This is a genomic window from Alteromonas sp. a30 (assembly GCF_026788005.1).
GTDB lineage: Bacteria > Pseudomonadota > Gammaproteobacteria > Enterobacterales > Alteromonadaceae > Paraneptunicella.
The window spans coordinates 356,152-381,231 of sequence record NZ_JABEPE010000002.1 but is presented as its reverse complement, the minus strand read 5'-3'; the positions used below and the strand labels follow the sequence as shown (position 1 = coordinate 381,231).

General features: G+C 43.4%; 24 protein-coding genes and 1 tRNA gene. 16 read left to right on the top strand and 9 right to left on the bottom strand.

What is annotated here, in order from left to right:
- Window positions 1-10 precede the first annotated feature (10 nt).
- From HJG39_RS03885 to HJG39_RS03870, 4 genes are all read right to left on the bottom strand, one after another.
- Window positions 11-1,336 carry an ATP-grasp domain-containing protein gene (locus HJG39_RS03885; RefSeq protein ID WP_268407005.1) on the bottom strand — a complete coding sequence of 442 codons (1,326 nt, stop codon included), beginning with the start codon at window positions 1,334-1,336 and terminating at the stop codon, window positions 11-13.
- Window positions 1,333-2,586, bottom strand: a complete 1,254-nt coding sequence (locus tag HJG39_RS03880) for an ATP-grasp domain-containing protein (RefSeq protein ID WP_268407003.1) — start codon at window positions 2,584-2,586, stop codon at window positions 1,333-1,335. Before HJG39_RS03880 ends, HJG39_RS03885 begins: the two co-directional genes overlap by 4 nt.
- The gene (hisC, locus tag HJG39_RS03875) at window positions 2,586-3,692 is read right to left on the bottom strand and encodes a histidinol-phosphate transaminase (RefSeq protein ID WP_268407001.1); all 1,107 of its coding nucleotides are present in this window, start codon (window positions 3,690-3,692) and stop codon (window positions 2,586-2,588) included. Before hisC ends, HJG39_RS03880 begins: the two co-directional genes overlap by 1 nt.
- 106 nt (window positions 3,693-3,798) lie before the next feature.
- Window positions 3,799-4,869 (bottom strand): DUF1611 domain-containing protein, encoded by a 1,071-nt coding sequence (locus HJG39_RS03870; RefSeq protein ID WP_268406999.1) that lies wholly within the window; start codon window positions 4,867-4,869, stop codon window positions 3,799-3,801.
- Between the two features lie 491 nt (window positions 4,870-5,360).
- Here HJG39_RS03870 and HJG39_RS03865 point away from each other — a divergent pair, with 491 nt between their 5' ends.
- The 3 genes from HJG39_RS03865 (at window position 5,361) to HJG39_RS03855 (ending at window position 8,825) form a co-directional block, all read left to right on the top strand.
- Entirely contained in the window at window positions 5,361-6,245 is an 885-nt protein-coding gene (locus HJG39_RS03865; protein ID WP_268406997.1) for a sugar phosphate isomerase/epimerase family protein, read from the top strand.
- Between the two features lie 151 nt (window positions 6,246-6,396).
- Window positions 6,397-7,617, top strand: a complete 1,221-nt coding sequence (locus HJG39_RS03860) for an ATP-grasp domain-containing protein (RefSeq protein WP_268406996.1) — start codon at window positions 6,397-6,399, stop codon at window positions 7,615-7,617.
- Entirely contained in the window at window positions 7,617-8,825 is a 1,209-nt protein-coding gene (locus HJG39_RS03855) for an MFS transporter (protein ID WP_268406993.1), read from the top strand. Before HJG39_RS03860 ends, HJG39_RS03855 begins: the two co-directional genes overlap by 1 nt.
- Before the next feature lie 160 nt (window positions 8,826-8,985).
- Here the strand turns inward: HJG39_RS03855 and HJG39_RS03850 are convergent.
- Together HJG39_RS03850 and HJG39_RS03845 are read right to left on the bottom strand one after the other, a co-directional pair.
- Window positions 8,986-9,061, bottom strand: a tRNA-Arg gene (locus HJG39_RS03850).
- 52 nt (window positions 9,062-9,113) lie between these two features.
- On the bottom strand, window positions 9,114-10,274 hold the full coding sequence (locus tag HJG39_RS03845) for a flagella assembly protein FlgT (protein ID WP_268406990.1): 1,161 nt from the start codon (window positions 10,272-10,274) through the stop codon (window positions 9,114-9,116).
- Between the two features lie 241 nt (window positions 10,275-10,515).
- Here HJG39_RS03845 and HJG39_RS03840 point away from each other — a divergent pair, with 241 nt between their 5' ends.
- Window positions 10,516-10,977 (top strand): LPP20 family lipoprotein, encoded by a 462-nt coding sequence (locus HJG39_RS03840; RefSeq protein WP_268406989.1) that lies wholly within the window; start codon window positions 10,516-10,518, stop codon window positions 10,975-10,977.
- Between the two features lie 122 nt (window positions 10,978-11,099).
- Here the strand turns inward: HJG39_RS03840 and flgN are convergent, their stop codons facing one another.
- The 3 genes from flgN to flgA form a co-directional block, all read right to left on the bottom strand.
- Window positions 11,100-11,516 carry a flagellar export chaperone FlgN gene (gene flgN, locus HJG39_RS03835; RefSeq protein WP_268406987.1) on the bottom strand — a complete coding sequence of 139 codons (417 nt, stop codon included), beginning with the start codon at window positions 11,514-11,516 and terminating at the stop codon, window positions 11,100-11,102.
- 14 nt (window positions 11,517-11,530) lie between these two features.
- On the bottom strand, window positions 11,531-11,860 hold the full coding sequence (gene flgM, locus HJG39_RS03830; RefSeq protein ID WP_268406985.1) for a flagellar biosynthesis anti-sigma factor FlgM: 330 nt from the start codon (window positions 11,858-11,860) through the stop codon (window positions 11,531-11,533).
- Window positions 11,861-12,130: 270 nt separating this feature from the next.
- Window positions 12,131-12,838 (bottom strand): flagellar basal body P-ring formation chaperone FlgA, encoded by a 708-nt coding sequence (gene flgA, locus HJG39_RS03825; protein WP_268406984.1) that lies wholly within the window; start codon window positions 12,836-12,838, stop codon window positions 12,131-12,133.
- A 151-nt stretch (window positions 12,839-12,989) separates the two neighbouring features.
- Here flgA and HJG39_RS03820 point away from each other — a divergent pair, with 151 nt between their 5' ends.
- The 12 genes from HJG39_RS03820 to flgK all read left to right on the top strand — a co-directional run bounded on the left by HJG39_RS03820 (window position 12,990) and on the right by flgK (window position 25,074).
- Window positions 12,990-13,913 (top strand): chemotaxis protein CheV, encoded by a 924-nt coding sequence (locus tag HJG39_RS03820; RefSeq protein ID WP_268406982.1) that lies wholly within the window; start codon window positions 12,990-12,992, stop codon window positions 13,911-13,913.
- Between the two features lie 163 nt (window positions 13,914-14,076).
- Window positions 14,077-14,907 (top strand): CheR family methyltransferase, encoded by an 831-nt coding sequence (locus HJG39_RS03815; RefSeq protein ID WP_268406979.1) that lies wholly within the window; start codon window positions 14,077-14,079, stop codon window positions 14,905-14,907.
- 178 nt (window positions 14,908-15,085) lie between these two features.
- Complete coding sequence (flgB, locus tag HJG39_RS03810) at window positions 15,086-15,493, top strand: flagellar basal body rod protein FlgB (protein ID WP_268406977.1); 408 nt, start codon at window positions 15,086-15,088, stop codon at window positions 15,491-15,493.
- Window positions 15,494-15,631: 138 nt separating this feature from the next.
- Window positions 15,632-16,051 carry a flagellar basal body rod protein FlgC gene (flgC, locus tag HJG39_RS03805; protein WP_268406975.1) on the top strand — a complete coding sequence of 140 codons (420 nt, stop codon included), beginning with the start codon at window positions 15,632-15,634 and terminating at the stop codon, window positions 16,049-16,051.
- A gap of 9 nt (window positions 16,052-16,060) precedes the next feature.
- On the top strand, window positions 16,061-16,993 hold the full coding sequence (locus tag HJG39_RS03800; RefSeq protein WP_268406973.1) for a FlgD immunoglobulin-like domain containing protein: 933 nt from the start codon (window positions 16,061-16,063) through the stop codon (window positions 16,991-16,993).
- A 27-nt stretch (window positions 16,994-17,020) separates the two neighbouring features.
- The gene (gene flgE, locus HJG39_RS03795) at window positions 17,021-18,397 is read left to right on the top strand and encodes a flagellar hook protein FlgE (protein WP_268406972.1); all 1,377 of its coding nucleotides are present in this window, start codon (window positions 17,021-17,023) and stop codon (window positions 18,395-18,397) included.
- Between the two features lie 161 nt (window positions 18,398-18,558).
- Window positions 18,559-19,302, top strand: a complete 744-nt coding sequence (gene flgF, locus HJG39_RS03790; protein ID WP_268406969.1) for a flagellar basal-body rod protein FlgF — start codon at window positions 18,559-18,561, stop codon at window positions 19,300-19,302.
- A gap of 38 nt (window positions 19,303-19,340) precedes the next feature.
- Window positions 19,341-20,129: a flagellar basal-body rod protein FlgG gene (flgG, locus tag HJG39_RS03785; protein WP_268406966.1), complete on the top strand. Its 789-nt coding sequence runs from the start codon at window positions 19,341-19,343 to the stop codon at window positions 20,127-20,129.
- A gap of 27 nt (window positions 20,130-20,156) precedes the next feature.
- Window positions 20,157-20,852, top strand: a complete 696-nt coding sequence (flgH, locus tag HJG39_RS03780) for a flagellar basal body L-ring protein FlgH (RefSeq protein ID WP_268406964.1) — start codon at window positions 20,157-20,159, stop codon at window positions 20,850-20,852.
- Window positions 20,853-20,861: 9 nt separating this feature from the next.
- Complete coding sequence (locus HJG39_RS03775; protein WP_268406960.1) at window positions 20,862-21,974, top strand: flagellar basal body P-ring protein FlgI; 1,113 nt, start codon at window positions 20,862-20,864, stop codon at window positions 21,972-21,974.
- Between the two features lie 9 nt (window positions 21,975-21,983).
- On the top strand, window positions 21,984-22,958 hold the full coding sequence (gene flgJ, locus HJG39_RS03770) for a flagellar assembly peptidoglycan hydrolase FlgJ (RefSeq protein ID WP_268406957.1): 975 nt from the start codon (window positions 21,984-21,986) through the stop codon (window positions 22,956-22,958).
- A gap of 19 nt (window positions 22,959-22,977) precedes the next feature.
- Complete coding sequence (gene flgK, locus HJG39_RS03765; RefSeq protein ID WP_268406953.1) at window positions 22,978-25,074, top strand: flagellar hook-associated protein FlgK; 2,097 nt, start codon at window positions 22,978-22,980, stop codon at window positions 25,072-25,074.
- Window positions 25,075-25,080: the final 6 nt, after the last annotated feature.

The window sequence follows — 25,080 nt, the reverse complement described above, 5'->3', positions numbered from 1 at the left end:
AATCTCCATTTTATGCGTCTTTGTACTCTAAAATCAGCTCTTCTTCTAACATTGTATAAAGGCTATCCAGAGCGTTATTAATGTTGTTCACATCGACTTCCCATAGGGCATTCAATATGAATATGCCACGGGTTGATTCAGGTAAAGTCGCTCCCTCTTCAACGGCTATTTCGCAGATGTCAGGTTGGTGATGTAAGCCCTCAGTAGAGAGCCGACTGATGGTTCTGCCGGGTTCTCCATATTGGCTAATGAAGACGGCCGCTTTTGTTATTGTTTGTTCTTTACGGCGCAGACTTTCCTGCAAAGCACTTAAGGTTTGTTGAAATGCGCTGCGCTGTTCTGGCGTGTCGGCAATGAGCGACATCACCCACAGTTCCAGAAAAGAATATTGTCCAGTAAAGACTTCCACGCTTTGATTTATCAGCGCCCCTCCCATACGGGCGTTGATTTCAATAATGTTCCACGTTTGAGAAGCGCGGTCATATCGGGTTTCAATGTGGTAAGCGCCTTGATCCAAGAGCAAGGTTTTTAAGCAGTTGGCAACAAACTGTTCTCCAGACAATTGTTCATCGTCGGACAGATTGGGAGCGGGAAGGGTGTTGCCTGTTTCTAAGGTGGTACCGAATAGGTCGCTTACGTATTTCGCATGGGTTCCAACTACGGTGCATTGAGCATCAAAAACAATCACCTCGAAACTGTATTCTTCACCTTGAATGAACTCTTCTGCGAGAAAATCGTACTGGTTGTTAAAGATATTTTTGAATCTTAAATCGGTTTGCATTTCATTTTGCAAGGCTTCAATGGTTTCAAATTTGAGTTCATCTTTTAATTTGAAACAAGCAAAGCTTCCGATCCCTCGTCGCGGTTTGACAAAATATTCTTGAGTCTGAGATTTTATCTCTGGCAGGTTTTCTCTGGTGATCACATGGCAATCTACCGAGCTTAATCCTGCGTTGTATAACGCTTTTCTGCAAGTGTATTTGTCCATGCAATTTGCAAGTGAATCCGGGTTTGCATCTTGCACACTCAGGCTGTTGTTTATGCTAGCCATCAATACTCGATAACCTTCATAGGTCGCTAATGAGGCGATGACATGGTATTGCGCTTTGGCTTCATCGACTGCGGTTTGAACATTTTGAGCAGTCAAATCATCGTCATCAATGACCCACGTTTTTTCCGCATAAGATTGCACTTTAGCAAGGTTGGCTTCACTAAGCGGATTGGAAGATATCACTAGCATTTTAATGCCTCGTGATTGGCAATATTGCGTAACCTGCCCACAATACACATGTGAACGAGCTTGGTGGACTAGCATGATTAATGCAGGTGACTTCATGATGCGTTTAACTCTTCAGCGTTAAATTCAAAGTGTTGTAAGACGTATTCCATCGCGTTTTGGACATTCTCAAATTCGTTATCGGCAAAAAGGAAGCGTCCGGCTTGCAATGCACAGTAGCCACGAGGTTTGGTAACAATACTGCCAATTTCTGGCACCAATTCGTTATATAAGGTGTCTACTTTGCCTTTAAATGGTGTTGCTTTAGCGACTTTTACCGGTAATTCAGGCGGCAAACCAAACAATAACCAGCCACCTGATTTGTGTTCAACTTGGGTCAGATTGGGTTGCTCACCCATGATCATGGCTGTCCAAGCGGCAAATAAATTAACGCCGGTGCAGTCTGCAATCATGTAAGGAATGTCGGCGCCTGCGACTCTGGCGGCGGTCTCCAGAAAAACCAGTTCGTTTTCAGGGGTAACAATGAGTTCCAAATGAAAAGGGCATGCAGATAAATGTAATGCGGTGATACAGGCTTCGGTAAAAGCATTTGCTTGCTGATAAAGCGGATCATTTGGCTCAATAATGTAAGAGCCTGTCGGTGTGCCTCTTAAATAATCAAATAGCGTATTGATATAGACACTGGGGATACAAAACTGAACCTTACCTGCCGCATCAACAATGCCGTCGATGTGAAGCACTTTTCCTTCAACGAATTCTTCTAGTTCCCAATTTTCACTATCGACAAGCGCCAACGCGGCAGTTAACTCTGCGTCGTTGGTAAGCTTTTGAACACCGATGCTCGATGCGCCGTTGGTCGGTTTAAAAATTAATGGATACCCGGTTTTAGCGACAAAGTCTGTGACTTCTTCTCTTGTGATTTGTGGGTGAAGATGCATGAAGTAGGGGATTCGAAGACCCGCGTCGCCGACATATTGTTTCATGACCACTTTGTCTCTGGCTCTGAGCGTTTCTGCAATGTCAGGCCCGGGAATATCGTGGGCTTCACGCAACTCTGCCAGCAAATCCATATGATTTTCACTGAATGAAATCAGCCTGTCGACTTTTCCAAGACGTGTAATTTCGTTTTCAATGATGTGTTTTAGTTCATTGTTCTGACCAAAATTTTCGATTTTAATCAGCTGGTGAGGATGAACATTGCTGGGAACACCGCTTAAACCGCGGTCGTCGGCGATATAGGTAACATGATGAACAGTGTGATCAATAAAATCATCATAGTTAATTAATTCAAAATCCCATCGTTCAGAATCTGGAAATTTATTGAAGGGATTGAGGATAATAATGTTCATTACACCTCACTCCATAGCGTTTGCCGAGCCGTTATTGCTTCTATTAAGCGTTCGTTTTCAAGGGCTGTTCCAATAGAAATTCGAATATATTCCGGTGCGTTATAGGCAGACATTTGGCGGGTAATGAAACCATTCTCCAACAAGTCCTGATATAGTGCGTTGGCGTTGGCTCCAAAATGCCCCAAAACGAAATTTGAATGGCTGTCTGAGGTTGAAATACCCAAAGTATTGAGTTGTTCATTTAGCCACTTTCGTCCGGCTTTAATGCTATTGATGGTGTTTTCAGAATAGGCTGTATCTTGAAGTGAAGCGATTGCTCCTTGATTAGCTACATGGCTGATAGGAAAAGGCTGTTGCTGACGGTCCAACCACGAAATCACTTCTGGGTGAGCGAGACCATATCCAATTCGCATCGAAGCCAGTGAATATGCCTTTGAAAAGGTTCTGGTGATGATGAGGTTGGGATAGCGTTCAAAAAGTTCAGGGCTAATATCGACAAAGGGAATATCGGCGAATTCAGCGTAAGCCTGATCCAATACGACAATGGTTTTTTTTGAAACTTGCGACAAGATCCACTTAATTTGCTCACCGTTTAGCGCTGTGCCTGCGAAATTGGTGGGATTGTCAATGACTAACAAACTGGTTTGGTCATCGCATTGTGCAACTAGATTTTCAGCGACATGAGCAAAGTTATTGTCGCTGGCTGCGGTGTTAATCTTAAGCCCGGTTTTTGTTGCTAATAAAGGATAAGCAAAGTAGCTATGACTAGAGAAAACAACATTGTTCCCTGGCAGATTAAAAATTTGGAAAATCAGTTCCAGAACATTGATTGAACCGGTTCCCAATATGATCTGGGAAACGTGTAAATTAAACTGGTTTGCGATCGCGCCTTTTAGCTTATCGTAGTCAGGGTAACGATTAGATTCAGCTAATGCTTGCTGCATCGCCTCAATAGCGAGCGGGGAAGGCGGGAATGGAGACTCGTTACTGGCGTACTTGTAAACGTCTTCGATTTCGTATTGTTGCTTAATCTTCTCGGTTGTTAATCCGGGCTTATAAGGAGCTAATAAGCGACAATGACTTGAAACCAATTCGACACAGTTCATACGTATATTCTCTTTACAGATTGCAGGCAAGTTGTCTTTCATTTACTCGGGCGCGAATGCTGGCGAGTGAAGAAAGGCAACCTAGTGAAAGTGAACTCAAAAACGGTTATTCACCAACGTAAGTTCGGCGATAGTTATTTATCGCTTTAACTAATTTGCTTGCACTTTGTTTGATGACATCAGCACTTGGTAAACCGGTTTCGGATTCAATCTGAGCGACGACTTTTTCAGCTTCATCTTCGGTCAGACCTGCGCAATTTACGCTAATTCCAACGATCTTGCACGGACGCATAAAGGAGCCAAGCGTTTCATATATTTTTATGAGCTCATTTAGCGGTAATAAGGGGATTTGTTCCCAATCTTTATGTGCTTTCAGACCCGCTTCATGGCATAAAATTAGGGCTTGAGGCATCGCGCCATGAAGTAGTCCCAGTGTCACACTGCTATATGCGGGGTGAGTAATAGAGCCTTGGCCTTCCAATAATACCACCTCGGCTTGGGTTCCTTTTACGCTATCCAAAATTAACTTCTCTGTCGCACCTGCAATGAAATCGCCGGGGACGGCATCGATGGCGATTCCTTTACCTGAGATATAAATTCCGCTTTGGCCTGTCGCAGCAAAAACGTTTTCGATGCCTTGATTGCTTAATTCGTTACAGATTTCTAATGCGGTTGTCTTTTTACCAACTCGGCAGTCTGAACCGACAGTATGAACAACAAACTGTTCGATATCTTTGATGAGGTTTTGGCTGGTGGTGAGATCTTTAGGAGGCTCTTTAGTGTCCCAGATGACGGCACCTGTTTTCTGGGCTAATTCGGCAAACTCTGGATCGTCTGCTAATCGGAAGTGAATACCACTAACGACATCCATTCCTGATTCGAGCGCCATCTTGATTTGTTCTCTGTAGGCGGCAGGTAATTCATTGTGGAATAGACCGTTTCCAATCAAAAATATATCTGGTTTGCTATCTATTACATCGCTTAACGATTTGACTACCGGAATGTCTCCGGCATAGCCAAGAATCTCCTGACATTTTTTACCTTCTTGTGTCGAGTCAATGACGGCAATGCATTTTTCGGCATGATACCGAAGAAAAGACGCGGCGACCTTCGCATTTATTGAATTAAAACGACCTTCTGCATAAATAACAACTTTCTTCCGATTAAAAATTACCATCTTTCCCTCAAAAAATTTTACTTTATCCGCCTTATGGTCGGGATAATAATAATAATGCTTCATTTATGTCAACTGAATCAAAAAAGAGTAGGTATGTTTTATTTATGTAAAATAAGTAAAAAAATGGCTGCTAAACAATGTGTTAGGTATTTTTTTCTACAAAAAAGGATTGAGTTTGTAAGTTTTATTTTTTAAGGGGTGAAATTTACTCGCCTTGGTGAATGAAAAGGCGTAAATAAATTAAAAGCTTTTTTTACAAATGGTTACAGTGGCGTTATGTGCTTGGAGAGCGCGGTTTTTCTGCGGGTCGATTATATCACCAACATTACAGAATAAAAAATAACCATTAATGTGTTGAAATTGGGAATTAATTATCGTTAAATTTCGCGGTGTTTATGGGTTAAAATTGCTGTGATGCCTAAAATTAGTTGTTTAGGTGTTATTTTGACTCATTTTAATATCCAAAACTTAGCGGTAATTAATGGAACCATATGATGATTAAGGATTCACAAAAGAACAATTTTCTATCATTCCCGTTGTATATGAGCGGGGCTATTATTCAGCAGTACCACGGAGCCGAAGCTGGCGCGGAACACGCCTATGAACATGGCTATACACATTGGTATATTGATGGTGCGAATAAAGAAGACAGACCAAGTGAATGGTCATCTGAGCGCATTAAAAACATGCGTAATAAGATACAAGAATTGGGAGTGAGTCCAGTTTTTCATGGTAATTTCAAGGCTCCTTTGGCAAGCGATGTGCCTGAATTGCGTAAAGCAGCCTTAGAGTACCTAAAGACAGAAATAGATTTGTCGGCCGAATTAGGCGCGCCCGTGATTTTACATGGTGGTGGAATTGTTGAGCCTCGTTCAGTAAAAGAAGCAATTGAGCAGGCCCTGGAAGGTTATGTCGAAACTATCCAAGAGGCGATGTCTTATGCGCAGAGCAAAGGCGTTGAATTGTGGCTAGAGAACCTGTCTAACTATCAACGTTTTCATCCTTTCTATTATGTTTTTACTAATATCAAACATTACCGTTATGTTCTCGACCGAGTGCCGGGTATCAAGATGATTTTTGATGTCTGTCATGAGACGGTTGGGGGTGGCGATCCTCTGGCGGTGTTTAATGAGTTACATGATCGTATCGCCGCTTTTTCATTTAGTGATACAGATGGTACTCGTGATTCACATTGGCCATTGGGCAAAGGAAAAATTGATTGGAATGGCTTAACTAAATGTATTGTCGAAAAAGACTGGCATGGTTTGGTGGCATTTGAAACCAGAAATGTCGAGCCAAAAGAAAACATTCAGTTTGTGAATGCTTTATATGATAGCAACGTGCTACCTGAGAACGCGGTCCCTGAGGTTGTGTAGACAATACTAAATTGTTTTAATAGCTATTTTTCCATAAAGACCCTGTCTTTTGGAGACACTCAATTCAGTTTTCTATCTATGCAGCCTAATAGAGGTTAAATCGGCTTGTTCGCTGGTTTAACTCCTTGTTGGTTTAATTCAAGGAACCCCGATGAAAATTCTCGTAATAGGAAATGTCCGCCCGGGTCATAAGTCTCTTATTGAACTGGGGCATGATATTGTTGTCCTTATGCGTAAAGAGCATAGCCATGTGCCGGATGTTAGCTTTCCTTATCAATGTTTGACGCTTATGGATAATCAGGCGAGCTCTCAGGAATATGCAGCGGTGGCAGAGGCATTGCATCGCTTTCATCATTTTCAACGCATTGCTTGCTTTAATGATACGTATCAAGCTGATGCCGCCGTTGTTGCAGAACTCCTATCAATTCCGTACCCGCATACGTTAGAACTGGTAAATACCTTAAACGATAAGTACGAGACGCGCAGACAATTAGCGTTAAAGGATATGGACGATACGTTTTTTCAAATCGTGCATACCGAAGACTCCTTGTATGAAGTGGTCGCGGAACATCAATGTCCTCTCATGTTTAAACCCCTACATGGCAACGCTAGTAGCGGGGTTTCGAAATTGAGTGGCGTGGAGGATATCGAACCTGCGCTTGTTAAGCTGCGTGAATCGGGTTTTGGTTTTCCGGTACTGGTTGAAGCGTATCTTACCGGGCCAGAGTTTAGCGTGGAGGCTATCTCAGAAGGTGGTCAGCATGTGATTATTGGGATCACAGAGAAGTTAAAAGACGATATAACCTTCATTGAACTTGGTCATATTTTTCCAGCTCAGCTTGACGAACAAGTTGAAAAGCAAATTAATCAGTACGTTGACGATGTGTTGTCGGCACTAGGGGTGACTGATGGACCTACTCATACCGAGATTATTTTAACCGAGAGTGGCCCTCGGATCGTGGAAACGCATTCCAGAGCGGGAGGTGATAATATTTTTCGGTTGATGGAATTGTCGACTGGAATTGATATTTATCAATATGAAGCTCGCCAATTAGCAGGTGAGAGCATTCTGAATGATGCCCTTGAGAATAAAAGTATCAAGCGTACATCGGCAGTAAAATTCATTGGATTGGGCTTCGATCAAAATACCGGTTTTCAATCTGTTGAGCATTTAGAAACCGCCAGAGAAATTGAGAATGTGGATCAGTTGGTTGTTATTAAACAACCCGGTGACGCATTGCCACCAATGAGAAGCAGCAGAGAGCGTGCAGCCTTCGCCATTGCGACAGGCCATGATAGTGAGAGTGCAATGGGTGTTTGTGAACAGGCGCTCGGTCAATTGAAGTTTAATATTACATGGAGACATGATTAGTGCCTTGGTTGGTAATGAGTGAATTCTCGATAAATATCGCTCGGGGAATCTTTACACTTGCTATTGGTATGCTGCTGTACGAACAAAGTGAAAGCTTATGGGCGTTTGCGTTTGTATTTGCGAGTGAGTTTTTCATTGGCTTGTTTTTACAAGGTCTGGCGGGGTCGTTGGTAGATAAGATAGGTCCATCTAAGGTCTTGTTAACTGCTACCTTTGCCAGCTCATTAGTGCTAGGTGCGCCTTTTCTTCTCACTGGGGATCTTAACACTGTCATTCTGATCCAAATTGCCATCTGCCTCAATCTATTCCGTCCTTTTATTCGTAACTCTGTATTTGTGTTAACGCCAGAGCTGGTAGAAAAGAGTAAGTTGGAAAAACTCAACGCTTATATTTCTATGGCACTACAATCTGGTCAAATCATCGGTATGGGATTAGCGGGTCTGTTGTTGGAGTTATTTGAGTCGGTCTGGACGATTTATGCAGTTTTCTGGGGGTACTTAGGAGCGCTTATTTTTTATGGGTTAGCTACGCTCAAGCATAAACGTATTCAGGTTCAGAAAGGAAAAGCTGAAAATCAATCCAAAGGGAGTTGGAAAGAAGCGTTGCAGTTTTTACGTACTCATCATCATGCTGTGTATTTATATTTAGTCGCAACCCTCGATTTTATGGTGTTGGGTTTGTTTAACTTATTGTTAGCTCCCGCGGTAAAACACAATTTTGATAACCTTCCTCGTTGGTTAACCTTTATTGATGGGGCGTTTGCTGCGGGAGCGATTCTTGGTGGCATCTTTATCGCCAAACGACAATTTGATGGGCGACAGCGTTTATGGCTAACAACGCTATCTATGGCAATGGTGATGTCTGTTTTTGTCGGGTACGCATTGAATTGGAGTGTGTGGTTAATCATGCTATTCACTTTTGCCTTTGGCATTCTCACTACCGTTTCGACGGTGACTTGGATGTCGGCTCAGCAGCGTATTGCGCCGAGTGAGATTAAAGGGCGATTGGCTTCTGTGAGATATATTTCTAATGCATGTTTTGCGAGTATCGCTGTGTTCATCGTTTCTTTTGCCAACGATGTGAATTTAACGCTCGCATCATTTGCAGCAGTGGCATGTATTGGATTTATGCTTTCTTTGGCTTGGATGTTTAATTCGTCAATGGAAAGCGAACCATCGCCTTCAACAGAACCGGAGACGAGTATTTAGCGTAGCGTGATATAAGAGTCCAGTTTTAATGGTTCAGATCATTCATGGGAATAGGGTATAAGTTTGTATAGAAAATATAGGGCAAGGCACAACTAAGGCACCGTTTGGGCAAAGAATAAAATTAGTTAGTGATTATTTACCACAAATGCCATGATATTCATGGCGTCCCCACCGCGACTCGAACGCAGATCTAAAGCTTAGGAGGCTCTTGTTTTATCCAGTTAAACTATGGGGACAATGCTGCCGATTGCAGCAGCATTATACGTATTGGTGAAGATTATCAAAGTGTTACTGTCTGACGACGAAGTCATTTGGCTGAATATTGGCCAGTGGTACAGCGCCAACAGGACGCAATATAGCATGGTCATGAAATACGCGTGCGACCTGTACTGTTGTTGGGTGAATCTCATATTGATAATGTGGTGAGCCATCCACATTGAAGAATTGTCTCATTTGGAAAATCTTAAGTTGATCGCCTTGCTTTACGCCTTGTGCTGAGCCCATATTGGCCGACAACTGGTTGTTACTCACTTGAATGATTCTTCCGTAGGCGGGTAGGCAACTGAGCCTTTCATCAACTTCTTGTACTATATTTTGTACTACGCGTTTTATTCCTGCGCCAAAATTAGAACGCCAGAGTTTGCCGCTGTTTACATCCAGTGTTTCAAAACGATCAAAAGGCCATTCGGCTTCGCCACGAAAAACATTATCCATGAGCAACTCTCCTGTCGCGCCATCAATTAATTTTGTATGAATGGCAATATTTCGCACAGCAGACTCATTGTCCCAGAACGTCAAATAATCGACATATTTATCTTCAGGTATATCTACGCTGAGGTTTTCAATTTCGTTTAATAAAACAAACTGGGCTTGCTTCTTGCGTGCCATATCCATGGCTTTACGTTCAATATCTGGCATGTTGGGCGAAAAGTAAAACGGTTCTACGTGGTTAATATGGGAGTAACGAGCATACCTATTAAAGGATTCCTTTATAACGCCAGCCATAGGTTTGCCAATATCAAAAATGTTGCCAATGGTCGCTTGGTGACGGTTAGACATGGGCAACCATGCGGTGACGATGTTCTTTTTGTAGTCCGCTGCTAGACATTGGGTGTCTTGAGGGAAAATATCCGCACGAATTGAAACGGTAACAATGTCGCCATTATAGGTTTCGTTAATTAATTCAATGTTTGACACCTCCCCTGACGCTCTTACTTCAAAGCGATCATCTTGCAATAAGCCTTGAGCCATACGTTGTACGCTGGTTACTGATGCGCCGGAAAACAGCAACGCTTGTTTGATCGCCTCTTGCGTTGCTTCCTGTCTTGCGAGGGGCTTATTACCATTATTGATGACGGCTTGTCCCGTAGCTTCAAACCAAATTGCGCTTGCGCTGTGACTAAAACTCACTAGCGCTGCCAATACAACATAATTGAAGAATTTATTCATAACACATATCCAGAATTATCAAGGCTGTACTACTCATTGATGATCAATCGTTTCATGCTGTTATTTAACAACAGCTCATTACTGATTGGGTATTATGTATTTGCTATGCATTTTCTGTACCGTTTGTTTTATTTTAAATTAAGGCATGAATATTGTATGTAAGCTGGGTATAACGATGAGCATTAATTTCAGAGTTGCTTGTAAGTTGACGATCAACTCATCTTTACTCTAGAGGTGCATTATGAATGCCAAAATAGGAATCGCGTTTGCTGGTTTATTTGGATTGTCGGCATGTAGTAGCGTGTTTGAAAAGCAAGTTGAGTGGGAATACGTGCAACCTAGCAGTTATCCCGTGATTAAAGCAGTAGGATACGCACCTATTTCAGCTCAACCCGGCGCAACCGATTCAACAAAGATGTTATTGGCAATCAAGGCTTCTAAGTTAGATGCATACCGAGAGTTAACTGAGCAAGTCTATGGTCAGAAAATTGGTGGTAATCAATCTTTAGAGCAGTTCGTGTTAACTAACACGCAGTTGAAATCATCGGTGCAAGGTATTATCCGCGGTGCAGAAGTTGTTAAAACTTATCCTGTCGGTGAAGATACCTATGCAACTGAACTCAGCTTAGATTTCAAAAAGGTTTACGACATTTATATTTCTACCGCTCGTCCAAAGCGTATTAAAGATGTTCACTATTTCTAGCGTTACGCCTTAGGGCGTGTTTGCATTAATTAAGCAATTACAACGGATTTTAAAAACAGGGAAGTAAAAATAATATTGCTGGGGGGAAGATGGATAGAAGAGTTTAGAAATGGAATGTGTTGTTAGGCTTTGACACCCCCGAGTTTAGTTCCCCCTTGTGCTCTGCCTGTTTTATCGTAAGTCATTGATTCTTTACTTCTAACTTCAATCAGCAATTTTCTTAGATGCTCAAGGCGAAGTTGACCTTGCTCAACTGCTTTAGCGTTGACCTTGGTGCCATATTTACATTCTTCAAGCAGCTGCTTTGCCTGTGCAAACAAGGTTTCAACTTCTTCTGGGTACTGCGCATTTGCGTCATACAGAGAAGAGATAACCTGATCCTGCTGTTGAATGTCATCTAATGTTGTTTGTTTATTTTCGACAAGCTTAAGTAACGCTTCTGCGTCGCGAGCCGTAATGAGCTGTAACTCATTATCCAATAATTGCTTTAATTGGCTAAGTAGGGTGATTTGTTGTTTAAGCGCTTCACTTAACGACATACTTTAAATCACCCTTAACCTTTAGAAAGACCAAATAATTCTGATTCTGCTTTTGCAATCTTGCTTGCTAAAACCTCAGCATTCACTTTGTATTCACCGTTTTGGACCGCCTTTTTCAATTTGTCGACCTTTTCGGAATTCACCGGGGCATCAGACCCTTTCTTTTGAACCTGAGATATTTGCTGGGCAGATTGTGTAAGCGAGACAGAGTCTTGCTTTGGTGCAGAGGCAGCAGCTTGTGCTTGCTTCTGATCACCTGCGGCTTGAGCCTGTTGCTGTTGGTTGAGCTTTTGACTCTCCAACTGCGGCTTGGGGCCACTGTTACCTATGTTATTGATAGCCATAACTATTTCCCACCACTTGATTATCCTCTTCTTCTATATCGGCTGATTCACCGCGCTCTTTAGAGAAAATAACCATTTTTTATCGTTTTGGGGATGATTTTTTCGATCCCAATAATCTTTGTTATAAAGATCAGTTAATAAGTGTAGCGAAAGCCTCGCCCGAATAGTAGTAAAATCTTGTAAAAAGCCATATTTTTATTGGCCTTAACCACACATGAATTGCTTTATATCAACCTGTAATTAGGTATGAAATTTGAATACTTTATGTACTTAAATGCTCACGACAACTTGGTTAACACTAACCACTCTTGCACTAATCCGCTTTTTGGAACGCTTGTTACGGATCAAAATAGTGTCTCCTATATTTCCATCTTGCTCAGCCATGCCAGTGGCTTTAATCTGCATCCCTTCCACTTCCGCAACAATTGTTACTGCATCGCCTTTGCAAACAAAACACAACATGTTTGGGCTAATAGGATAGCCGGGGCGACTGCGCCTTTTTAATCGAGCGCCAATCAAATCCTCTTCTTTTCTGAAGGTTGTGCCACGTAGGCGACTTCTCTCTATATCAACCACTTCTAGGTTTGCAGATGTCAAAATGCTGCCGGGTGACAAAGCTGAGCTTGGTACGACAACGGGTTGCATTTCTTCCACAGTGACAACTAAGTAAATAAACCAATCATTGCTTGGGCAATTAACTTTCACAGTAACATTACGTTGATGAAACGAGCCCGAGCTTGACGTTTCAAGTGGCAACGGGCAATGTGGCACTTGAATTCTTTGATCAATTTCTTTCGCTTTCACGGTTAATGTTGAGTCAGGACCGGGCGATATATTACTAAGCACATATTGTTCAGCAGCCTCTGTTACTTGGTGATGCGCCGAATTTTGCTGCGCAACTGAAACGAAAGACGTGCTAATACCTAGCAAGAATACGGGAAATTTTAATCTTTTTAGTATCTCAGATGTATTTTTCATGTTCACTTGCAGTCAATTTGGCTATGCTTTGAAGAAGGCATATTTTACAAAATAAAGAGATCGTCAACTTTCAGGCAGTCTTCAACCTCTTAGCGTTAGTTAAGGTGGGTATCGCAAGTTCTGTGCCTGTTTGACTCTAACTGAGGATTTTATGGCTGGAATATTAGACTCTGTGAACCAACGGACGCAATTAGTTGGTCAAAACAGGCTTGAATTATTGTTGTTCAAGTTACCTGGGAAACAACGTTTTGGAATTAATGTCTTTAAAGTAAGGGAAGTACTTCAATGCCCTCCTTTGACATCTATTCCTAAATCGAACTCGTTAATTCGTGGTGTGGCGCATATCCGTGGTCAGACTATTTCTGTAATTGATTTAAGCTTAGCAATGGGGGGGCGTAAAATTGAAGACGTCACCAATTCTTTCATTATTATTGCTGAGTACAATAGGACGGTGCAGGGCTTTCTGGTTGCCTCTGTTGAGCGTATTATTAATATCAACTGGGAAGCGATTATGCCGCCCCCTGAAGGCACTGGGAAAGCCAGTTATTTAACCGCTGTAACGGAAGTGGATAAAGAACTGATCGAAATTCTTGATGTTGAAAAGATCTTAAACGAAATTTCCCCCGCAAATGCAGAAGTAAGTGACGAGTTTGCGAACAATGTTAAAGTGGAAAATCCGAAAGGAAAAATCATCTTTATTGCCGACGACTCATCTGTTGCTAGAAGCCAAGTGAAAAAGGCTTTATCGAGTTTAGGACTCAATATTGAGGTGGCAAAAGACGGCAGAGAAGCGCTTATCAAATTAAAAGAGATTGCTTCTGAAACTGGAGATGTAACAGATAGAGTAGCGGTACTCGTGTCTGACATTGAAATGCCAGAGATGGATGGTTACACCTTAACAGCCGAGATAAAAAGTACACCTGAGCTTGCCAAGCTGCATGTTATTCTTCATACCTCATTGAGCGGGGTATTTAACCAAGCGATGGTTCAAAAAGTGGGTGCCGATGACTTTATTGCCAAGTTCCACCCAGATGAGTTAGCAACCTCAGTGCAAAAATGGATGGAGACTGATTAGGTCTCCTTCTATTTAATCGCTAACAAAGTTCTTTTTATTCCACTCTCCATAATGAGAAAAGTAGAGTAAAGTAGTGGGAAGTTAATCGGGCTTTCATATAACTATATGAGTCCGTTTACATTGGTTTAAAACGGTTATCAATTGCCTACAGGAAAAAGACATAGTGCCGGATAAGCAAATTCATGATGACGATTATCTTCGTTTCAGACATTTTCTGGAGCGTCGGTGTGGTATCGTGCTTGGCGACAATAAACAGTATTTGGTGCGTAGTCGCTTATCTCCGCTCATGCGTAAACATGGTTATCAACAACTGTCAGAGGTTGTTGATGAAGTCGTCAACGAAACTTGTAGGGGATTAGTGGACGAAGTCATTGATGCAATGACGACAAATGAAACCTTATGGTTTAGAGATAGTTATCCATTTCAATTACTGTCAGACACTATTTTGCCAGATTATAAATCTCAACCTTCTCCGCTTAAGATATGGTGTGCAGCGTGCTCCTCGGGGCAAGAACCATATTCGGTGGCAATGACAATTAAAGAGTTTTCGCGACGTTACCCCGGGTCATTTCGCGCAGGTGTTCAGATTTTGGGCACAGATATTTCGTCGGAGATGTTAGAGCGTTGTCGCGAAGGACGTTATGACAACCTGTCGCTTTCTCGCGGATTGTCAGAGGAACGTCGACGTCAGTTTTTTGACGATATGGGGCAGGGCGTGTTAACAGTGAAGAACGAAATAAAAAGTATGGTTCAATTTCGCTCGCTTAATTTATTAGATTCCTTCTCGATGCTCGGTAAATTCGATGTGGTTTTTTGCCGAAATGTCCTGATTTATTTTTCCGCAGAAATGAAATCCCGAATTTTGAGTAAAGTTGCTTCGTCATTAAATCAAGGTGGTGCTTTATTTTTAGGCGCTTCTGAGTCTATGGCGGGGTTGTCTGATGACTTTGAATTAGAGCGTCGTCCCACAGGGTTATACTACATCAAAAAATAATTAGGTAGAGGTGTCAGCAAACACCTTTACTTCACCTTTCTCTCCTCATTTCTTTCCCGTTTACTTATTTTGACCTAATTAAAGCCTTTAAAATCAATCATTTATTTGTAATTTTATTTTTGGCATTAAGTTTGCTTTATCAATCCTGAGATTAGTTTTTTGACACGGGAGAATTGCAATGGCGATAAGTTTAGACCGCTTAACTGCTTTTCAGCATAAAGCAGTAAACCTTCGAAATGATCGTATGGAAATTATTGCTGGCAACTTAGCCAATGCAAATACACCAGGTTATAAGGCGCGTGACATTGATTTTAAAGCGGCAATGCAAAGTGCAACTTATGGCCAGTCCCACCATATGTCTCGAACCAATGAAAAGCACCTGCAAGGCAGTTCGAACATTCTCCCCAATGAAGTTAAGTTTCGAGAAACGACACAACCAGATACCGGCGATGGTAACAACGTAGAAGTGCAATTAGAGAGAAATACCTTTCTAGAGAACGGGTTACGTTATCAGGCCAGTCTGCAATTTCTGGATGGAAAATTTAAAGGTTTCAAAAAGGCGCTCAGTGGTGGACAGGGCGGCTAAAAAATTATGGTACATAGTTTGCTTAACTTTTCAGTGGATGGCTTATTTGCCGCTTGGAATTGAAAAGCAAACTGTTGCAAGCAAGTTTCAATATTGCAAATAAATGCAAGGCATTAAGTCAAAGCGGAGGCAGAGAGTATGAGTCTGTTTAATGTAATGAGTATTGCGTCGACAGGTATGCATGCTGAAAACGTAAGGTTAAACGCGACAGCAAGTAATGTGGCTAACGCCAATAGTGTGAGCAGTAGCTACGATCAAACGTACAAGGCTCGTCATCCTGTCTTTGCTGCTGAGTTAGATAAGGCCAATCAAAGCCAAGTCGGAAGCGGAGTAAAGGTGCTTGGTGTTGTTGAGAGCCAAAAGCCTCTGCAAATTGAGTATTCTCCGGGTCATCCACAAGCTGACGAAAACGGTTATATCTACAAACCAAACGTCAACATAGTAGAGGAAATGGCAGATATGATGTCTGCTTCTAAGAGTTATCAAACTAATGTTCAAGTTGCTGATACGACGAAGAATCTGTTCCGTCGAGTGCTCCAGCTTGGGCAAGGCCGTTAGGGGTAAACAATGTCCGATGTTAATAATCGTAGTGGTCTGGATCCCAATTTATTTTGGCCAACTGAAACGCAAGTTCCAGTTTCAGACGGCAATAATCAGCAGCTTACTCAAGAAGATTTCTTCTCGATGTTGACCGAGCAGCTAGCGAATCAAGATCCATCAAAACCTGTTGATAATGATCAAATGGTCGCACAGATGACGAGCTTCACTATGGCTGACAGTTTGTCTAAGTTGAATGACAAATTTGATGCTTTTGCTCAATCAATGAATTCTAACCAAGCGCTACAGGCAACTAGTTTAATCGGGCAACAAGTTTTAGTGAACACGGACTCCGGCTCAACTTGGAAGGACGGTAACGTGTTTGGCTCTGTGGTAGCCGATACCGATGTGTCAGACATGCAAATTCAAATAACAGATGAATTTGGGCGTGTTGTTCGTTCCATTGATGGTGGAGATCAGACCGCAGGCAATATTACCTTTGGTTGGGATGGAACCGATGACAACGGCAACTTCTTGCCTCGGGGCAAATATAAAATTGAAGCAACCGGAACCGTAGACGGTCAGGCGCAACCATTACAAGTCAGAATGGATGCTCAAGTGACAGGCTCCGCAGTCGCAGTTCAAGATATGCAAGATGTACAGATCATCGTTGAAGATCAAGCTGGACAAGTCATCCGTACGATGAATGTCGGCAATCAACGAGCAGGTAATATCGACTTTGGGTGGGATGGCACCAATAACAATGGTGAGTTAGTTCCTCCTGGAAATTACAAAATCAAAATTGAAGGAACGGTAAACGGACAAGATGAAGCTTTGCCGTTTGGCGTAAACAGGCGTGTTGCCAGTGTAAGTGTCACCGGGAGTGGCTCTGACGGGGTGTTATTAAACCTTGGCGGCGATACCAATATTCGACTAGCTGACGTGATCCGCGTCGGTGGTTAAATGAAGAATCCAAGAGGAGAGTAATCCATGTCTTTTAACATTGCATTGAGTGGTGTATCTGCTGCTCAAAAAGACCTAGACACTACAGCAAACAACATTGCTAACGTAAATACTGTTGGATTTAAAGAATCGCGAGCAGAATTTGGTGATGTTTATGCTGCATCATTGTTATCTGGTGGTCGAACCAAAGTAGGTGATGGTGTACTAACAACTGAGGTAGCACAGCAGTTTTCTCAGGGGAGTTTACAATTTACCAATAATGCGCTGGATTTAGCGATTACCGGAAATGGCTTTTTTGCGACGGTACCGGAACAGAATTCTCGAGATTTTTCATTTACCCGTGCTGGTCAATTTAAACTCGATGACGACAACTTTGTTGTTAATTCAAATGGGGATCATTTACTTGGTTTCCCTGTTAACGGCGATGGTACATCAGCTTCTGTTGCATTGAGTACAGCAGAACCTGTACGAATTCCAGATTCATCAGGTTCACCAACGCCTACATCAGAAATTGCGATGAAAATGAACTTGCCTGCGAATGCCGATGGCGTTGACCCAGCCTTGTTCAATCCAGATGATCCGCTAACTTATAATGCATCAACGTCCGTCACGATTTATGACTCGTTAGGTGATTCTCACGTCATGACGTATTACTTTATGAAAGATGCTGCCAACGCGAACGAATGGGTTGGGGTGGTTCACGTTGATAATACGCCAATTCCAATTGTTGATGATGCCGGTGCCATTCCTGCACCTGCAACAAACGTTGCTGGTGACACCTTCGCAGCACCGGGTACGCCAGCGTTTAGAATGGTATTTTCACCGGGCGGTGATTTTATTCAAATGGAAAACTCTGCCGGTCAGGTTCAACCAACCGGTGATGTGAGAACCGCGGCTTTAGGAAATCCTCCTATCACCAACGGTGCATCTACAACACAGCAGTTAACGCTTGACTTTGCACTTGATGCTGCCAATGCAACACCTGATGAACCAACGCAGTTTGCTTCAAACTTTGAAGTTACTCAGTTGGAGCAAAACGGTTTACCTGTGGGTCGATTAACAGGAATTGACATTGGTCCTGACGGCTTGGTTCGTGCCACATTCTCTAACGGTACATCGACTCCAATTTCTCGTGTTGCACTTGTGCGTTTTGCCAACGAACAAGGGTTAACACAAGCGGGTAATACCCAGTGGAAAGAAAGTATTTTATCGGGAGAGGCGCTAGCTGGTGAAGCGACTACAGGGACCTTTGGTGAAATTAACTCATCGGCATTAGAGCAAGCCAACGTTAACTTAACGACCGAGCTTATCGATATGATCATTGCTCAGCGTAACTTCCAAGCTAACTCAAGAGCACTTGAGGTCAACAACTCACTTAACCAGACAGTATTGAACATTCGATAGAGACCATTTCATAACCTAGTTCCTTTGAACTTTGGCCGCCTTCGGGTGGCCCTTTTTTTACCTCCCTTATTGATTTCCTTCTCCTATAAAGCATCATTTCGAACACTTTGGCATCACCCTTGCATAATTCATCTTAAGTATCATAACGTCGGATTATTGTCATGGATAAAATGTTGTACATCGCGGCCAGTGGCGCTAGTCAGGACTTACTAGGCACGGCAGTCCGCTCAAATAATTTAGCGAATGCACAAACAACAGGTTTTAAAGCTATGTTGACTCAGGCGCGAGCGATGCCCGCGTTTGGTGATGGGTTGCCAACCCGTGTTTTTGCCATGACCGAGTCTCATGCTACCAAAATGAGTAGCGGTCCGACGGTGCAAACAGAACGCGCCATGGATCTTGCAATTCAAGGAGATGGTTGGTTTGCAGTACAAGATAAAAACGGAAATGAGGCATACACCCGAGCAGGTTCAATGCAGGCGGGTCCTGATGGCTTATTAAAAGATGCTCATGGAAATCCGTTAGTAGGTGAAGGTGGCCCAATTTTTCTGCCACTGCCTGTAGAGAATATCACCTTTACTAACGATGGCACGATTACCGTTCGGCCACAAGGTGCGCCAGCTAACGTGCAAGAAGAAATTGGCCGTTTGAAGTTGGTCAATCCAGATACCAAACAGTTAGCTCGAGGTGATGATGGTTTGTTCCGTCAAAAAGATGGCAACGATGCTGACTTAGATCCCAATGTTCGCATTCGTAGTGGTGCGCTTGAATCGAGTAACGTTAATCCTATTGATGAAATGATGACAGTGATTGGCCTACAACGACACTACGAAATGCAAGTGAAACTGATGAAAGAAGCGGATGAACTATCTGTCCGTGGTAATCAGATGTTGAGAATTATTTAACGACTTAAACGAAAGCTTAATCAGGGTGGAGGTGACCTATGCACCCAGCATTATGGATAAGTAAAACAGGGTTAGATGCAGCGCAAACCGATGTGTCTGTTATCTCAAACAACTTGGCAAACGCCAGCACGGTTGGTTTTAAGAAAGACCGCGCTATTTTTGAAGACCTGTTATACCAGAATATTAACCAACCAGGCGGGCGCTCGTCTGCGGATACAGAACTTCCCTCAGGCTTAATGCTTGGTGCGGGGAGTAAGGTTGTCGCTACACAAAAGGCGCATACGCAGGGCAATTTGTTAACAACAGATAATGCACTGGATATGTCAATTCAAGGTCGTGGGTATTTTGAAATACTTCAGCCGGACGGCACTATCGCCTATACACGAAACGGTCAGTTCACATTGGATGATCAGGGACAGATAGTAACGCCAGGGGCAGGTTTCTTATTGCAACCTAATATCACCATTCCTGAAGATGCACAGCAAATCAATATTGCGCAGGATGGTGAAGTGTCTGCCACCGTCAGAGGTCAGGCTGATCCCATTGTCTTAGGCCAAATCAATTTATCGGACTTTTTAAATCCGGCAGGGTTGCAACCCATTGGGCAGAACCTCTATGTCGAAACGGCAGCGAGCGGCAACCCCATTCAAGGGATTCCCGGCTTAGAAGGCATAGGTTCGATTGCACAAGGCTCGTTGGAAACATCCAACGTCAACGTAACAGAAGAGTTAGTGAATTTAATTGAAAGCCAGCGTTTGTACGAGATGAACTCGAAAGTGATTTCATCAGTAGACCAAATGCTAAGCCAGGTCATTCAGCAGCTTTAATGAATACATTAATGTGAGGGCGGTAACATGAGGTACGGTAAGAAGTTAGTCAGTGTGGGTGCGGTAGTAGTTGGCTTATTAAGCGGCTGCTCGTCAACGGTTAAGCATGATCCGTTACCGAACGACCCGTTTTACGCACCCATTGTTCCAGATATGGCCATGCAAAAGGTGTCAGATGACGGCAGCATTTTCCATGCAAGCCTAAGCAACAGTTTATATTCCGATGCCAAAGCGCGTCGTATTGGTGACATTATTACCGTTATCTTGCGTGAAAATACTTCCGCAACCAAATCTGCCAGTACCACACTCGAAAAAGAAAGTGAGGTTGAACTAGACCCCATTCTTGGTTTAGGTGGCAACCCGGTCAACATCGGCAATGAGTCCATCCAATTAGATTTCAGCTCCACTAACGACTTCGAAGGTGATGCTCAGGCAAACCAAAGTAATAACCTTAGCGGCAATATTTCCGTGACCGTGATTCGAGTTTTGCCCAATAACAACTTAGTCATTCGTGGCGAAAAATGGCTCACCTTAAATAATGGTGATGAGTATATTCGATTAACTGGCATTGTTCGTCCAGCGGATGTGAATCCTGCTAACGAAGTGCTTTCAACCAAAATTGCAAATGCCCGCATTCAATATAGTGGAACCGGTCAGTTTGCGAAAACGCAAGATCGTGGCTGGCTAGGTAAGTTCTTCCTATCAACAATTTGGCCTTTCTAGGGGGAAGACATGAAACACATCATTGCGCTTTTTGTTTCTATTTCGATGTTGCTACCAAGCTTTGCTTATGGGCAACGTATTAAAGATGTCGCCTCTATTCAAGGGGTACGTAGCAACCAATTGGTTGGTTACGGTTTAGTCGTGGGCTTACCGGGGACGGGGGAACAATCGCCTTTCACCGAGCAAAGTTTTCGTGCCATGTTATCGAATTTTGGCATCGCACTACCAAGCAACACCAAGCCAAAAATCAAGAACGTTGCCGCTGTTGCCGTTCATGCCGAATTACCGCCTTTTATCAAACCGGGTCAAACAATTGACATTACGGTTTCTTCTATTGGTGAAGCAGAGAGCCTTCGAGGCGGTACATTATTGCAAACTTTCTTAAAAGGTGTAGATGGAAACGTGTACGCCGTTGCTCAGGGAAGCCTTGTGGTTAGTGGCTTTGGGGCGCAAGGTGCAGATGGTTCTCGCATTGTTTCTAATACTCCAACGGTTGGTCGTATCGCAAATGGCGCGATTGTTGAAAGGGCAGTAACAAGTGGTTTAATGGCGAACGATTATTTGACACTCAATCTGAACTACCCTGATTTTGGCACGGCTAAAAATTTGGCAGATACCATCAACCGTCGATTAGGCGCAGATCCGTCAAAAGGTTTTATTTTAGCAACGCCCATTGATGCTGCATCGGTTCGCGTTTCGGCGCCAAGAGATGTGGGGCAGCGTGTTGGCTTTGTTGCAACACTCCAGAGTTTTGAGTTTACCCCAGCAGAGGCGCCAGCAAGAGTCGTTATTAACAGTCGCACTGGCACCATTGTTATCGGTAAAGAGGTGAGATTGTTACCTGCTGCAATTACTCATGGTGGTTTAACCGTCACTATCGCGGAAACTCAGACGGTTTCTCAACCGAATGCATTTGCCGAAGGCGAAACCGCAACCACGACACAGTCCATTGTGGATGTCAGCTTAGATGATACTCGTATGTTTAAGTTTGATCCCGGTGTGACACTTGACCAATTGGTGCGCGCAGTGAATGAAGTTGGCGCAGCGCCAGGGGATTTAATGGCGATACTTGAAGCGCTTCGCGAAGCTGGAGCGTTACAAGGTCAGCTCATTATCATCTAGGTGAGAGTGATGGATATTTCATCTCAAATTCAAACACAAATCGACCAAGCGCAAAGTGCCTATGACTTCTCGGGCTTAGATAACCTAAGACGTGGAGCACAAAAAGGTGATAGTTCAGCGCTAGAAAAAACGGCGAAGCAATTCGAAGGGATTTTCATCCACATGATGTTGAAGTCCATGCGAGCGGCGGAAGATGTGTTGGCAGATGATAGTAATCCATTGAACTCAAGCCAAGTGAAGTTTTATCGCGATATGCACGACCAACAGCTTGCAACCAATATGGCCGAGACTGGCTCTATGGGATTAGCCGAGTTAATAGTGCAACAACTCGACCCTAAAGGCAGTGGCGTCATGCCTGCGGGCTTGGTTCGCAGTGGCGCAAATTTAGAAGATATTGTTCGCGCTGCTGGCTCCTCTCAATCTTCCGGTTTGGGCGATGCGAAAGCATCAAATGCGGAGGCTAGCTCGTCGGATAAGGCAGAAAAAAGAGCGGCTTTCCAATCGCCTCTAGATTTTGTGCGCTCCTTGTTACCCGTAGCGGAAAAAGTGGCAGGCGAGATTGGTGTTGAGCCAAAAGCATTAGTAGCCCAAGCCGCGGTAGAAACTGGCTGGGGAAAATACATGATTCATTCCGGTAAAGGCGAAAACAGCCACAACTTGTTTGGTATTAAGGCTGATCGAAATTGGAATGGTAATAAAGAAGTAGTGGAAACGTTGGAATACGCACAAGGCGTTCCACAAAAACAAAAAGCGGCATTCCGTGCTTACGGTGATTTCCATGAATCAATGCAAGATTATGTGAAGTTTATTAAAGAGAGCCCGCGTTATCGTGGTGCAGTAGAGCAATCTGCCAATCCTGAAGCTTACTTTAAACAACTACAGCAGGCGGGATACGCAACGGATCCTGCCTACGCAGATAAAGTGATGTCGGTAATGAAAAGCGACACCTTATCATCCATTTCCAGCGCGTTAAGCGGCTTATAATTGTTGGGAGCAGAAGGTCATGATAGATTTATTTACGGTTGCTAGTTCCGGCTTAAATGCAAGCTCCCAGCTACTTAACACGGCTGGTAAAAACATCGCAAACGTTAATACTCCGGGGTACATTCGTGAACGCACTTACCATGTTACTCAGGAATTAGGCGGTGTTGGTCGAGCCACAACGGAGCGTGTGCTTGATACGTTTGCTCAAGACCAGCACCGACGCGATGTGTCGGTGTTAGGTTTAGCCGATACCTTTGCATCTAAAACCAATCAGGTTGATAACATTTTCGCCAACGAAGCAAATAGCCTTTCAGGGGCAATGAGTCGCTTTTTTGGCGCTATGCAAACAGCAACTGATGAGCCTACTAATGTTGCTGCAAGGCAATTGGTACTTGGTCAGGCTGAATCCATGATGGGGCAGTTTGCAACCATGGAAAAATTCCTGAACTCTAAACAAGACGAAATAAACGATGAATTAACGACAACTATTAGTCGAGCCAATGAGTTAATTCAAAATATTTCGACTTTGAATAATCAAATCCGAACGACTCAATTTAATAACCAAGATGCAGAACCGGGCGCGTTAAAAAACCAGTTGGATCAATCCATACTTGAGCTTGCTGAATTGACTTCAATTCATACGCGGGACAATGGAGATGGGACAACATTAGTAAATTTAACCTCTGGTCAATCGCTGGTTTTGGAAGATGGCTCATTTAACTTATTCGAGCTTACCGGCGACCCAGATTTAGAACGTCGGGATTTAACTCTCGCTACACCGGATGAAAGCATTAATATCCAATTAGCCGAGCCAAATGTCGGCGGCAAAATTGGCGGCTTATTCAAGTTTAGAGACGAAGTGTTAGAGCCAACGCGTCGAGAAATCGGTCAAATTGCGTTGTCGATGACAGATGCGTTGAATCAACAAAACCGTTTAGGCATGGACCTCGATGGTCAGCTAGGCAGCAATATTTTCACTTTGCCAACATTCCAAAGCCTAAACTACGCGAATAATTCCGCTGCTACTTTATTAGTGAATGGACGCGTTTCTGAAGGCGGACATTCGTCGTTAACCAGTGCTGATTACCAAGTCACAATTGATGCGGTTAATGCTGGGCCAACGCTTGATGTGACCGTGGCCTTTTTAAATCCTGATGGCTCACCTGTTTTAGATACATCGGGCAACCCCATCACACAAACGCTAACAGGTGTTACAACTGGCGCGGGTAACTTTACGCCGGTTAATGGCGGCATCGAATTAGAGTTTCCTAACGGCGGAGCATATGCGGTCGGCGATCGTTTCTTGATGCAGCCAACTAAAGAAGCTGCGGCTCAAATTGAAGTGAGCATGACTCGGCCGGAAGACTTGGCGCTTGCCTCGCCAATTCGAATTGAATCAGACATAAACAACCTTGGTGACGTAACTATTATCAATTCGGTTGTTAGCAATACAAATGTCGATACGGCTGCGCCTTTTGACGCTAACGCGTCGGCATTTGATGGCGCTGGGGGAATTAGTAATGGTGTTGGTGTCGGTAACGCGCCTGCGCGAATTGTGTTCACATCACCCGATACCTTTGAGGTGCAAGATGCGGGTGGTGCGGTTATTACCACTGTAGCGGGTGCAACCAATTTAGATAGTGTGATGGCCCAAGCACAGGCATCCGGTGGTTGGCCTTTTGGGGCTTTCCCCGATTACCCCGGCTATGACTTCAGCATTCAAGGTGTGCCCAAAGCGGGAGATACGTTCAATATTAATTTTAACACCAATGGTACAGACGATAACCGTAATGGCTTGGCGTTATCGGATTTACAAAGCCAAGATACCATGGTGCGAGATAGCGGCTCCGGCAGCAGTAATTTGATTAGCTTTCAAGAAGCGTACTCCACTATCGTGAGTGATATTGGTGAAACTGCTGCTACGGCCCAAGTATCACAAGGTGCCGCGACGGCGATAGAACGTCAATCTAGAGATTTATTTGAATCAACATCGGGCGTTAATCTTGATGAAGAGGCCGCAAATTTGATTCGTTTTCAACAGGCATATTCGGCATCTGCTAGAGTATTATCAACAGCTCAGAGCTTGTTCGAAACTATTTTGAGCTCAGTAGGGTAGGTAAAT

Coding starts and splice junctions, on each gene's coding strand:
- HJG39_RS03840 (WP_268406989.1), top strand. CDS start 10,516: ATGAATGCCAAAATAGGAATCGCGTTTGCTGGTTTATTTGGATTGTCG.
- HJG39_RS03775 (WP_268406960.1), top strand. CDS start 20,862: ATGAAACACATCATTGCGCTTTTTGTTTCTATTTCGATGTTGCTACCA.
- HJG39_RS03880 (WP_268407003.1), bottom strand. CDS start 2,586: ATGAACATTATTATCCTCAATCCCTTCAATAAATTTCCAGATTCTGAA.
- flgK (WP_268406953.1), top strand. CDS start 22,978: ATGATAGATTTATTTACGGTTGCTAGTTCCGGCTTAAATGCAAGCTCC.
- flgB (WP_268406977.1), top strand. CDS start 15,086: ATGGCGATAAGTTTAGACCGCTTAACTGCTTTTCAGCATAAAGCAGTA.
- HJG39_RS03885 (WP_268407005.1), bottom strand. CDS start 1,336: ATGAAGTCACCTGCATTAATCATGCTAGTCCACCAAGCTCGTTCACAT.
- HJG39_RS03860 (WP_268406996.1), top strand. CDS start 6,397: ATGAAAATTCTCGTAATAGGAAATGTCCGCCCGGGTCATAAGTCTCTT.
- hisC (WP_268407001.1), bottom strand. CDS start 3,692: ATGAACTGTGTCGAATTGGTTTCAAGTCATTGTCGCTTATTAGCTCCT.
- HJG39_RS03845 (WP_268406990.1), bottom strand. CDS start 10,274: ATGAATAAATTCTTCAATTATGTTGTATTGGCAGCGCTAGTGAGTTTT.
- flgA (WP_268406984.1), bottom strand. CDS start 12,838: ATGAAAAATACATCTGAGATACTAAAAAGATTAAAATTTCCCGTATTC.
- flgM (WP_268406985.1), bottom strand. CDS start 11,860: ATGGCTATCAATAACATAGGTAACAGTGGCCCCAAGCCGCAGTTGGAG.
- HJG39_RS03800 (WP_268406973.1), top strand. CDS start 16,061: ATGTCCGATGTTAATAATCGTAGTGGTCTGGATCCCAATTTATTTTGG.
- flgC (WP_268406975.1), top strand. CDS start 15,632: ATGAGTCTGTTTAATGTAATGAGTATTGCGTCGACAGGTATGCATGCT.
- flgN (WP_268406987.1), bottom strand. CDS start 11,516: ATGTCGTTAAGTGAAGCGCTTAAACAACAAATCACCCTACTTAGCCAA.
- flgG (WP_268406966.1), top strand. CDS start 19,341: ATGCACCCAGCATTATGGATAAGTAAAACAGGGTTAGATGCAGCGCAA.
- flgH (WP_268406964.1), top strand. CDS start 20,157: ATGAGGTACGGTAAGAAGTTAGTCAGTGTGGGTGCGGTAGTAGTTGGC.
- HJG39_RS03865 (WP_268406997.1), top strand. CDS start 5,361: ATGATGATTAAGGATTCACAAAAGAACAATTTTCTATCATTCCCGTTG.
- flgJ (WP_268406957.1), top strand. CDS start 21,984: ATGGATATTTCATCTCAAATTCAAACACAAATCGACCAAGCGCAAAGT.
- HJG39_RS03870 (WP_268406999.1), bottom strand. CDS start 4,869: ATGGTAATTTTTAATCGGAAGAAAGTTGTTATTTATGCAGAAGGTCGT.
- HJG39_RS03820 (WP_268406982.1), top strand. CDS start 12,990: ATGGCTGGAATATTAGACTCTGTGAACCAACGGACGCAATTAGTTGGT.
- flgF (WP_268406969.1), top strand. CDS start 18,559: ATGGATAAAATGTTGTACATCGCGGCCAGTGGCGCTAGTCAGGACTTA.
- flgE (WP_268406972.1), top strand. CDS start 17,021: ATGTCTTTTAACATTGCATTGAGTGGTGTATCTGCTGCTCAAAAAGAC.